This window comes from uncultured Methylobacterium sp. (assembly GCF_964242245.1).
Taxonomy (GTDB): domain Bacteria; phylum Pseudomonadota; class Alphaproteobacteria; order Rhizobiales; family Beijerinckiaceae; genus Methylobacterium.
Map to the genome: position 1 here is coordinate 1 of NZ_CAXTBY010000096.1, position 10,281 is coordinate 10,281.

A 10,281-nucleotide genomic window follows, 5' to 3' on the forward strand; every position below is an offset into this window, starting at 1 on the left:
CATCCATCGCCGCACGCGATTGGGCAAACGTGTCAGTGTAGCCCGCCGTTGGTATGATACGGTTTCCGGGTGATTAGCTCGGTTGCGTGCGCTCCCGCCCCCTCTGCGGGGGAGGGAAGGACGCGCGGGTTACGGGGCGCGCCGCCCCCCGAACCAATCAACCGGAAACCGTATGATCCCTCGACGTCCTGCATGCGCCGCAGGACCGCCGCCGCGCCCTTGCCGTCATGCATCGGCATCGCCAGCCGCGGGCATCAGTGCCCGTTCGCAACCGTGTCGACGAGGGCCAGCAGGATCGCAGCCAAGCGGTCCTGCGCGTCGGGCGTGCCGAGGTTGTGATCGGTGCCCGGGATAATGGCGACCGGCGCGCCGAGGCGGCGGGCCACGCGCTCCGGCGAGCGTCCGAGCTTGCGCACGGCCGGCAGTCCCGGATCGCCCGCGCAGTAGACGAGCCGCAGGTGCGCGCCCCTGCGGCGGATCGCATCCACGCGGCGGGCGACGCTGCCGCCGGCCGGGCCGGGCCGGAAGAGGCCGGTCCAGCGGCGCTTGATCCGGTGCAGGCCGCCGCGCGCGAGGGCGCCGCCGATGGCCGCGACGCGGATCTCCCTCCTGAGCAGCCGACGCCACGTCGCGCCGCGGGCGAGCAGCGCGGCGTAGGTCGAAGCACGCCCGAAGCGCCCGCGGATCACCGCGTCGACCTCGTCGTCCGGATGCCAGTCGAAGCAGTAGAGGTTGACCAGGAGCGCGCCCGCGATGCGGTGATCGCGGCACGCCGCGTGGAACGCCGCGTAGGCGCCGCTGCAGGTGCCGACGACGACGACCGGTCCGGTCCCGCGCGCGGCGAGGTGATCGAGGGCGTGGCCGATGTCGTCGGGCGCGTCGGGCGCGAACAGCGGCGAGGTGCGGGCCGGACGATCCGGGCTCTCGCCGACTCCGCGCAGGTCCATGCGCAGCGAGGCCACGCCCCGCGCGGCGAGGCGTCGCGCGAGCACCGTCGTCTGCCGGCCCCAGCCCGAATGCACGCTGAGGCCCGCCTGGACGAACAGGACGGTCGGGCCGCCCCGGGCCGCCCCGGAGGACCGGCCATGCACGCCGAACAAGTCCGGTCCGAACCGGACGGCCTCCTCGCGCCAGCCCGCGCCGTCGATGCGGGCCGGCGCGAGGACGCTGCCGGGGCCGCTCGGCCGGGGCAGGGCGCCCTGGGCTACGAAATCGACGACGGTCGAGAACGCGTCCTCCGGCGTCTCGGAGAAGAGCGGGTTGCCGACGAGCAGCGCGAGGCCGTGCAGCGGCCCGCGCGCGACGTCGCTGCCCAGGGCCTCGCAGCGCCGGGCGAGATCGTCCGATTCCGCCCCGAGCAGGAGGATCTTCGGGGCCGGCGGGACGGCGATCCCGGCGAGGTCGATCGCGGACAGGTCACGGACGAGACCGGGGCCGAACCGGAAGCCGCCGACGCTGAGGTGACCGGGCTCCTGGGCGGGCGTCGCGCCGTCGGGGAGCGCGTTGATCGCCGGCGCGCGGAGCCTCATCTCCCGCAGGTACGCGCGTCCGGTCCGGCACGGGGCCAGCAGCGCGAGCCGGTCGACGCCGCCCTCCTGCGCGGCCAGCACCGCGAGCGTTCCCCCGAGCCGCAGCCCGACGAGGACGATCTCCTCGGCCCCGGCCTCCTCGCGCAGGAATCGGATGGCCCGGCGGATCGCGCCGACCCAGGCGGCGACCGACTCGGCTCCGGCATCCCCGGAATCGCCCTCGCCCGGGTAGTCGAACCGCAGCGTCGCGCAGCCGGTCGCCGCGATCCGCCCGGCCAAGTCCCGCCAGGACCGGTGCGCGGCAAGCTGCTCGAAGCCGGTCGCGCCGCACAGGACGACGCCGCGGCGGCCGATCCCCGGGCTGAACCACCCGAACAGATCGTCGATCGCGACCGCTTCCGCCCGCAGGGGCGAGAGGGTATCGGGGGACGCTTCAACCATCATCGCGGCCGAACCTCACGATCTCGCTGCCGAACCTCAAAACTTCGCGGCCGTTGACGGCCCGCACCGTCCCGCGCGGAGGGCCCGGGCCGACGAGCGGCACGTGCCGCTCGGCACCGGGTGCGAGGTGGAACCCGTTGTCGGACGGACGGACCTCGCCCTCGGTGTCGATCTGGACGCAGAGCGCGTGGCGCAGCGTCGCGATCCTCAGGATCGGGCCGTCCGCGCCCGGGGCGAGTTCGGCCGTGAGGCCGATCGCGCACGGCTCGGGATCGCGCCCTTGCGGGAAGTGGAAGCTCTCGGCCACGACCACGCCGCCCGCCGTCAGGCTCGCGTGGCCGAGACTGTGCGCGGGGGAGCCGAACCGGTAGCTCGCCGTGGCGTCGAAGAAGCGCCCGAGCAGGCCTGCGCTCGACCAGACGCCCGAGCCCCGGGGCTCGACCACGACGTCACGCGCGGCCTGCGCCACCATGCGGCCCGCGGGATCGCTGAAGGTGACGGCGAGCGTCGCGCGGAGCGGCGCGGCGGCCTCGTTGTGGACGTGGACATGCAGCCCGTTCAGGCCCTCGTCCGAGAACGCCACCTGCACCGGCCGGAACGCGCGCTTGAGAGCGTACCACGCCGCTTTCGGTCGGCCCGCCGCGTCGATCACGCCCCAGCCGGCCCCCGGCGCGAGGTCGCGCAGGACCCAGACGAGGCCGCCGGCCGTCGGGGAGCGCGCGCGGCGCCACTCCGCGAACACCGCCTCCATCACCTCGGCGCTGGCCGCGCGACTGAGCGCGAGGTAGCGCTCCGGGTCGTCGCGGCGCAGGCGCTCCGGGTCGAGGCCGAACAGCGCGGCGAGGTAGTGGTCGCGCACGTCCTCGAAGTCCCAGTCCGCGCCCCGGTCGCGCGGGACGCCGGTCCGCCAGCGCGGGCTCGCGGGGTCGAGGAGGTCGACGCTCGCGAGCGTCGCCCGCCCGGGCACGTTGGCGAACCCGAGGCATTCTGCGGCAAAGCCCACCTCGGCCCGGCGCGCATCCTCCAACGGACGGCGGTAGGCACCGACCCCGTAATAGTGCGTCACGCCTGCATCGGTCGAAAACGGCAGGTCGCCGCCCGAGGGCGAGTTCGGCACCACCACGACGTCCGGCCGGCGGCGGGCGACCCGCTCGGCAAGCGCCCCGGCCACGGGGCCGCCGTCCCAGACCTCCCGCGGGAACCCGAGCATGGCGGCCTGCTGCTGCACCTCGCTGCCGCCGCAGACGACGCAGAGGGAGGGCGAGCCCTGCGTCCGGTCGAGGAACTCGTCGACCTCGCGCAGGAGGAGGTCGCGGAAGTCGGGCACGTCGGTGGGGTAGTCGAAGTTGGCGAGCATCAGGTCCTGGAAGACCAGGATGCCGAGTTCGTCGCACAGGTCGTGGAAGGCGTCCGCCTCGTAGAGCGTGGTGCCGGGCACGCGCAGCATGTTCATGCCGGCCTCGCGCGCGAGCGCGAGGAGCGGGCGGCAGGCCTCGCGTCCGTCCGGCAGCCCGACGAGGTCGGGCGGCGTCCAGCACGCGCCGCGGCAGAAGACCGGAACGCCGTTGACCGCGAGGCTCAGGCCCGCCTCGAACGGCCGGGTCAGGGTGATCGTCCGGAAGCCCACCCGTCCGAGGTCGAGCCGGTGCCCGTCGATCTCGGCCTCGACCGGGTGGAGGTGCGGCTCGCCGTGGGTGTGCGGCCACCAGAGTGCGACCTCGGGAATCAGGAGCGCGCCGTCGAACCGTCCCGGCGCCGTCGCGTCGAGGACGGTGCGGGCCTCGCCGCAGCGCAGGGCGAGCGTCGGGGCGGCGCACCCCGCAAGGTCGAGACGAAGCCGCAAACGGCCCGTGGTGCCGTCGAGCTCCGCCCGCAGGTCGGCGGCGATCACCCGCGGGCCTGCGTCGAGCGCGTGCCGGGTCACCGGGCGATAGGGGCCGACGAGGTCGATCGCCGGGCACCAGCCGGGCATGAAGCCGAGGAGGCTGGTGCGGACGTGGCGCAGCGAACCGGGCGTCGCGAGGCGGGGGCGCCACCGGCCGCGCCGGTTCGGCCGCGCGAGTTCCGCGCCGAGCGCGCGGAAGCAGAGCGCGAACTCCACGGTTCCGGACGCTTCGACCTCGACCTCGTGGGCGAGGAACATCGAGCGAGCCGACAGCACGAGCGCGCCGTCGAACCACACCTCGGCGAGCGTCGCCAGCCCCGCGAAGCACAGGCGCTCACGGCCGCGGCCGTGGAAGCGGGTGCGGTACCAGACGTCGCGGTCGTGGATCGGCGACGGTTCGGATTCCGACCACCGCCCCGCCGCCCGGAGCGCCGCGGCCACGGTGCCTGGGACCGTCGCCGGGATCCAGCCGCCGCGGGCGGAGGCGTCGGCGGGCGAAGCGCAGGCGCCGGGTTCCGTCAGGACCAGTTCCCAGGGGCCCTCGACGCTGCGTGCCGGGATGCCGTCCACGGCGTGAATCCGGGCCACCGCGATCCCCCGTCAGCGCAGGGCGCGGTCGAGCGCGCTCATCAGCGCGTCGTAGGTCTGCGCCGGGCGCTCGAGGGCGGCGCGCAAGGGGCCGGCGTCGCCGCGCCCGAAGGCGCGGGCGAGCTGGAACTGGAACGCCCTCACCTCCCGGGCGAGGGCGCCGGCCGCGGTTGCGGCCGCGCCGAGATCGGCCAGCCCCGAGGCATCGAGCCACGCGAGGTGGCTGCCGAGGAGTTCGGCGTTGGCGCCGAGCTGGCGCGTCGTGTTGAAGGCGTAGGCGTGGAACACGGCCAGCGGTTGCCGGACCAGACAGGGGCCGGTGTGATCCAGCGCCGCCCGGAAGGCCAGCACGGGGTTGGCCCGCGGGGCGCGACTGCGATGGCCGCGCAGGAGGTCGAGGGCCGCCGCGGGCAGGGCGTCCCGGGCGAGGGGGGCGCCGGTCGCCTTCACGAACTCGGCGTAGGGCGGCAGCGTCCCGGGCGCGAAGAGGCCGTCGTAGTCGGCCCCGCTCAGGGTGAAGCGGCCGGCATTGTGCAGGTAGTCGAGGGTGCGCCGGTCGGGATCGAGACCGAGGATCGCGATCGTCGTCTTGGCGTGCGCGCGGCCGTAGGTGGTGCCCGCCGTGTCGGGCAGGTGGAGGGCGTCGACCTCGACCAGGACCGGCCGGCCCCGGGCGGTCTGCATCCGGGCCTGCGCTTCGAGCCCGTCGTAGATCGCGAGTTCCTGGATCTCCAGGCCGTAGAGCCGGTCGAGATCGACGGCAAACGGCTTGAAGAAGGTGAACTGGTCGCCCTCGAAGTCCTGGCGCAGGGTGAAGCCGAGCATCGCCTCGGGCACGAGACCGTAGGCGTGCAGGAGCTCGATCCAGAGATCGACGTAGCAGTTCGTCTCCGGCCACACCCGCTCCGGCGCGTGCAGCGGGTGCGAGCCGCGGAGGTCCGCGGCGGTCGGGGCGAGGGCGGAGGGCATCGGGGCCGGCGCGCGGGCTACGGCCAGAGCCGGGCGCGCAGGTCCGCGGGCCAGGCCGCGGGATCGAGACCGTGGTGGCGCAGGAGCGCCAGCGTGATCCGCTCCAGGCCGAAGCCGACGCAGGCCGTGTGCGCCGTGGCGCCATCGGCCTGCGCGATCTCCCAGGTGCTGCCGAAATGGTCCTGGTGGTAGTTGAAGCTCAGGCAGGCGGTGGGGGACGCCTCGCTGTTGACCGGCACGTTCAGCTCGAACTTCAGTCCCTGCATGCGCTGGTTGTTGGCGAGCATCCGCCCGGCGCGGCCGAAGAACGGGTCGTTGGCCGCGTCCACGGCGAGCGGAAGCCCGAGGTCGCGCATCATCGCGGTGCCGCGTTCGAGCCAGGATTCGCGGAAGGCGAGCACCTGCTCGGGGCTGCCCATGCGCACGTACTCGCGCATGCGGAACATCTGCATCCGGGTCGGCTCCACCGAGGGCTCGTGGCGGAAGCAGTAGGATTGCAGGTCGAACAGCAGTCCCTCGGCAGGGAGCGGCCCGCGCGCGGCGGCGACGGGGTAGAGCGGGTAGCAGGCGGCCGGCGTCAGGACGATGTCGGTGCAGGCCTGGTCCTGCGTCCAGTCCTGGCCCGCCTCGACGCAGGCCAGCAGGCGGGCGTGAGCCGCCTCGTCGCCGCAGAAGCTGTGCACCGTGCCGGCGAGGTTGGGGAAGCCCTTCAGGTAGCCGCTGCGCTCGAACGCCGGACGGCTCATGCCGGGCGGGAAGCGCATCCGCTCCGCGCCGTCGCCCGCGCCGAGGCGGGAGACGAGGGCGTCGACGGCCTCGACGACGGCCTCGAAGTCGCCGCCGCGCCCGTAGAGCCCGTCGATCCCGGTGCGCACCAGCAGCCCGCGATCGAACAGCCGGTCGAGGAGGCTGCGCGGCTCCGCCTCCGCCGGGACGGATGGCGGGGGCGCGTGCAGGCCCGTGTCCGCGGAGGCGGCGGTCGAAGTGGCGAATCTGTCCATCACGCGCTCAGGAATTGGCCGCCGCCCTTCTGCACGAGCAGGAGGCTGGCGGTGTTGGCCACGATACGGTCGTTGCTGATCATGAGCGGCGCCGACAGGACGTCGCGCAGGGGCCGGCCGAGGCTGAACGGCGTGCCGTTCTTGTAGCCGGAGATGCCGACGATCCCGAGGGCGGTCTGCACGATCTCGACGGCCGCCGTGGAGGCGACGGTCTTCACGTTGTTCAGCATCACGGCAAAGCCCACCGAGCCGAGGTCGTCGGGGGAGTCCTTCGCGTCCTCGAAGCGCCGCAGGCCGCCGTGGATCGTCCCCTTCAGGGTCTGAAGCGCGCTCACGGCTTCCGCGAGGCGCAGCGCCCCCGGCGGGACCGTGCCGGGGCGGCGGCGGGCCTCGGCCTGCACGAAGGTTCGCGCCCGATCGACGGCGGAACTCGCGATCCCGAACCAGAGGCTGCTCCACAGGAGGTGCGAGGCGGCCAGCATCGACTGGGCCGCGATCTCGGCGAACGGCTTCGGCAGCACCTGGGCCGTCGGCACATCCTGCGCCGCGAGCAGGAAGCCGTCGCTGCAGGTGCCGCGCATGCCGAGCGTGTCCCACCGGCTCGTGCGCTCCAGGGTGACCTGATCGGCGAGCAGCGCGACGAGGACTTGGTCCGAGCCGGCGGCGTCGGGGTGGCGGCGCGCGGTCGCGAGGATCACGTCGGCGTGGGCCCCGTAGGAGATTACCGTCGCGTCCTTGCGCAGGGTGAACCGGTCCCCGCGCGTCTCGACGGCGCAGAGGCTGTTGCGCAGATCGCCGCCGATGCCGCCCTCGGTGGTGGCCGAGGCAACGAGCAGTTGATCGCGCGCCACCCGCTCCATCAGCGCGCGGTGCCACGCGCTCTCGACCCCGTGCGTCACGAGGCTCGCGACCTTGATCTGGTGCATGGCGAAGATCATCGCCGTGGCGGAGCAGGCTTGGCCGAGGGCGAAGCAGGTGTCGGCGACCTGGCTCATGTCGGCGCCCTCGCCGCCGAACTGGCGCGGGACCTGGATGCCGAGCAGGCCTTCGCTCCTCAGGGCCGCGATCGCCTCGGCCGGGAACCGGCCTTCGCGATCGACCGCGTCGGCATGGAGCGCCGCGACCTGCGCGACGCGCCGCGTGCGCTCGGGCCGCGTGGTCATCGCGCGCCCGGCTGCGCCAGGGAGGACACGGTCGTGCGGATCGCCCGGATCGTCGCGAACGATTGACGGTTGAGCAGGTGGTCCGGAAACTCGATGTTGTAGCGCTCCTCGAGCGCCAGCATGAGCTGGACCGATCCGAAGGAGCACAGCCCCTTGTCGAACAGGTCGTCGTCGTCCGAGATCCGATCCGCCATGCGGGACATGGCTTCGATCGCGCCGAGGGCCTTGCGGATGTCGTCAGAGGAGATCATCAGTTTCAACGCCGGTTACAGAATGTACTGGATACAAGGCTAGACTGAACTTGTCAATTCTTAACAGACCGTACAGTTAACTTAATCATTGCTTAACAGCTATTCGCCAGTATGGCCCTGCCTGAAAGTCAGCCGCGCGGCGGCGCGCGTCGGCGCATGCCGGGCGCGCCTCAGCGGGGTCAGCGATCGATCGGTCGTCCGCAGCGCCCGGGAAGGCCGGCATCACGCCCCCGCGCGACGATTTCGGGCGGCATCCGTGGTGCAGATCGTGGACGACGCGTGAAGGGACGCTTCGCATGGGCGTGCAAGTCCCGGCGGTCCCGACGCGGGGACGCCGGCGAATCTCTTAAGATGAGGGCAGGTCTCTCGGTCAGCCGAGACGCTGCCTCCGAGCCGCAAGCATCAGACCGGTGATCGAATCGGCGCGTCATTCAACGGAGCGTTGCAGGGATCGACCCGACAAGCGGCGGCCGGGCCTGGATTTCGGTGCTGTCGGCCAGAGTCGCGAGCGAGCAAAACGATAAATCTGTTCGCAAGCTGGCTAAAGGCACGTCGATTCGTTGCCGTGATGCAACAGCGCCTGGGCGCAACGTCTTGACGGACGATTCCACGTTGCTCGCAGGAACCGGTTCGCACACAGTGTTCCTGCACTGGGGGCATCGCCAAAGCGGGCCCATGGAGCCCGCATCTCAGAAGCGGGCCGCACAACGAAGTGCAGCGCCCGGTCTCGGCCGGCGTGACTGCACATCCCTCGGGTCTCGAAGCTTTTGGAGATATCAATGAAGCTCTTGAAGAGCTCCCTGCTCGCCTCGGCCGCCGGCCTCGCCGCCGTCGCCGGAGCGCAGGCTGCCGATCTGCCGGTCAAGAAGGCCGCACCGATCGAGTACGTGCGCATCTGCTCCGCCTACGGAGCCGGATTCTTCTACATCCCGGGCACCGACACCTGCCTGCGCGTCTCGGGCCGCGCCCGCCTCGAGCTCGGCTACCAGCCGACCTACTCCCGCCAGAACGGCTCCGGCTACGGCGACACCACCGGCTACCAGGGCCGCATGCGCATCAACCTCGATGCCCGCACCCAGACCGCCTACGGCACGCTGCGCGCCTTCGTCCGCCTCGATGCCGGCAGCCGCTCGGGTTACGGCGGCATGAACTCGGGCACCCAGCAGCGCATCGCCCAGGCCTACCCGGCGCTCGGCGTCGACGGCTTCGGCCGCCTCCAGCAGTTCTCGAACGTCGACAAGGCCTTCGTGCAGTTCGCGGGCTTCACCGCCGGCCGCGCCTCGTCGTTCTTCGACTTCTACGCCCACGACTTCGAGTTCATCGCCGCCACCGCCGGCTCCGACGTCTCCTCGACGAACCTCGCCGCCTACACCGCGACGATCGGCAACGGCTTCTCGGCCACGATCTCGATGGAAGACCCGAGCTTCCGCCGCACGCCGGTCTTCTCGCCGACCGCCAACCCGTCGGCCGCCGTGGTCAACTCCAACCTCGCGAATTTCGGCCTCAGCAACTCGCCCGTGCCGGTGTTCATCGGCTACAACGCCGCCGGGGTTCCGACCCGATACAGCTTCGTCGACGCGATCGAGCGCAACCGCCTGCCCGACTTCGTCGGCGTCCTGCGCTACGACGCGCCCTGGGGCTCCGCCCAGCTCTCCGCCGCCGTGCACGAGTCGAACGTCGGCAACGTCGCCAACGGCGCCGGCACCGGCGCCGGCACCAACGTCGGCATCGCCCACACCTCCTCGGAGTACGGCTACGCGGTCCAGGGCGGCGTGAAGGTCAACCTGCCGTTCATCGCGCCGGGCGACACCCTCTACCTCCAGGGCGCCTACGCGGTCGGCGCGCAGTCCTACACCGGCTACTCGAACTACTCGGGTTCCTACGCCCAGTCCGCGATCACCATCCAGGGCCAGGGCTTCAGCCAGTACTTCAGCGACGCGGTGATCAACCCGTTCACCGGTCAGATGTCGCTCTCGGAAACCTTCGCGGTCGTCGGCTCCTACCTGCACTACTGGTCGCCGGAGTTCCGCTCGGCCTTCTTCGGCAGCTACGGCGAGCAGTCCTTCGGGGCGGGCGTCCGCGCCGGCCAGGGCAACGCCTTCACCGTCACCGGGTTGGGCGGATCGAACGCCGTCGGCACGCCCGGCACCCGGTTCTTCGCCCTCAGCCAAGCGATCCGCGACACCTACCAGATCGTCGCCGGCGCGAGCCTGATCTGGTCGCCCGTCAAGGACCTCGATATCGGTCTGGAGGGGATGTACACCCAGATCGGCGTCAGCAACGGCCGGGTGATCAACGTCGACAAGGATCCGACCGCCTACTCGGCCGCCCGGATCGCCTCCATCAACGCCGGCGGCTTCGTCCGCACCCAGGCCAGCGACGAGGTGTTCCAGGTCCGCGCCCGCGTCCAGCGCGACTTCTAGTCCAGGCGCTCCGACGGCCCGCACGGATCGG

7 protein-coding genes are annotated in these 10,281 nt (G+C 72.2%); 1 reads left to right on the plus strand and 6 read right to left on the minus strand.

The annotated features are described in order from the left end of the window. Positions 1-254 precede the first annotated feature (254 nt). The 6 genes from ACFE8Y_RS16685 to ACFE8Y_RS16710 are packed head-to-tail and all read right to left on the minus strand — an operon-like array spanning position 255 to position 7,827. Complete coding sequence (locus tag ACFE8Y_RS16685) at positions 255-1,973, minus strand: alpha/beta fold hydrolase (protein ID WP_375465504.1); 1,719 nt, start codon at positions 1,971-1,973, stop codon at positions 255-257. Next, positions 1,963-4,425: a glycoside hydrolase family 2 protein gene (locus tag ACFE8Y_RS16690; RefSeq protein WP_375465505.1), complete on the minus strand. Its 2,463-nt coding sequence runs from the start codon at positions 4,423-4,425 to the stop codon at positions 1,963-1,965. The genes ACFE8Y_RS16685 and ACFE8Y_RS16690 overlap by 11 nt, the downstream gene beginning before the upstream one ends. A 30-nt stretch (positions 4,426-4,455) precedes the next feature. After that, positions 4,456-5,412, minus strand: coding sequence for a DUF1839 family protein (locus ACFE8Y_RS16695; protein ID WP_375465506.1), 957 nt, complete (start codon positions 5,410-5,412; stop codon positions 4,456-4,458). 17 nt (positions 5,413-5,429) lie between these two features. After that, positions 5,430-6,413, minus strand: a complete 984-nt coding sequence (locus tag ACFE8Y_RS16700; protein WP_375465507.1) for an amino acid--[acyl-carrier-protein] ligase — start codon at positions 6,411-6,413, stop codon at positions 5,430-5,432. Then, entirely contained in the window at positions 6,413-7,576 is a 1,164-nt protein-coding gene (locus ACFE8Y_RS16705) for an acyl-CoA dehydrogenase family protein (RefSeq protein ID WP_375465508.1), read from the minus strand. Before ACFE8Y_RS16705 ends, ACFE8Y_RS16700 begins: the two co-directional genes overlap by 1 nt. Then, positions 7,573-7,827, minus strand: coding sequence for an acyl carrier protein (locus ACFE8Y_RS16710; RefSeq protein WP_375465509.1), 255 nt, complete (start codon positions 7,825-7,827; stop codon positions 7,573-7,575). Before ACFE8Y_RS16710 ends, ACFE8Y_RS16705 begins: the two co-directional genes overlap by 4 nt. Positions 7,828-8,606: 779 nt before the next feature. Here ACFE8Y_RS16710 and ACFE8Y_RS16715 point away from each other — a divergent pair. Then, positions 8,607-10,250 carry a porin gene (locus ACFE8Y_RS16715; RefSeq protein WP_375465510.1) on the plus strand — a complete coding sequence of 548 codons (1,644 nt, stop codon included), beginning with the start codon at positions 8,607-8,609 and terminating at the stop codon, positions 10,248-10,250. The last annotated feature ends 31 nt before the right edge of the window (positions 10,251-10,281 follow it).

Coding starts and splice junctions, on each gene's coding strand:
- ACFE8Y_RS16710 (WP_375465509.1), bottom strand. CDS start 7,827: ATGATCTCCTCTGACGACATCCGCAAGGCCCTCGGCGCGATCGAAGCC.
- ACFE8Y_RS16685 (WP_375465504.1), bottom strand. CDS start 1,973: ATGATGGTTGAAGCGTCCCCCGATACCCTCTCGCCCCTGCGGGCGGAA.
- ACFE8Y_RS16700 (WP_375465507.1), bottom strand. CDS start 6,413: ATGGACAGATTCGCCACTTCGACCGCCGCCTCCGCGGACACGGGCCTG.
- ACFE8Y_RS16705 (WP_375465508.1), bottom strand. CDS start 7,576: ATGACCACGCGGCCCGAGCGCACGCGGCGCGTCGCGCAGGTCGCGGCG.
- ACFE8Y_RS16715 (WP_375465510.1), top strand. CDS start 8,607: ATGAAGCTCTTGAAGAGCTCCCTGCTCGCCTCGGCCGCCGGCCTCGCC.
- ACFE8Y_RS16695 (WP_375465506.1), bottom strand. CDS start 5,412: ATGCCCTCCGCCCTCGCCCCGACCGCCGCGGACCTCCGCGGCTCGCAC.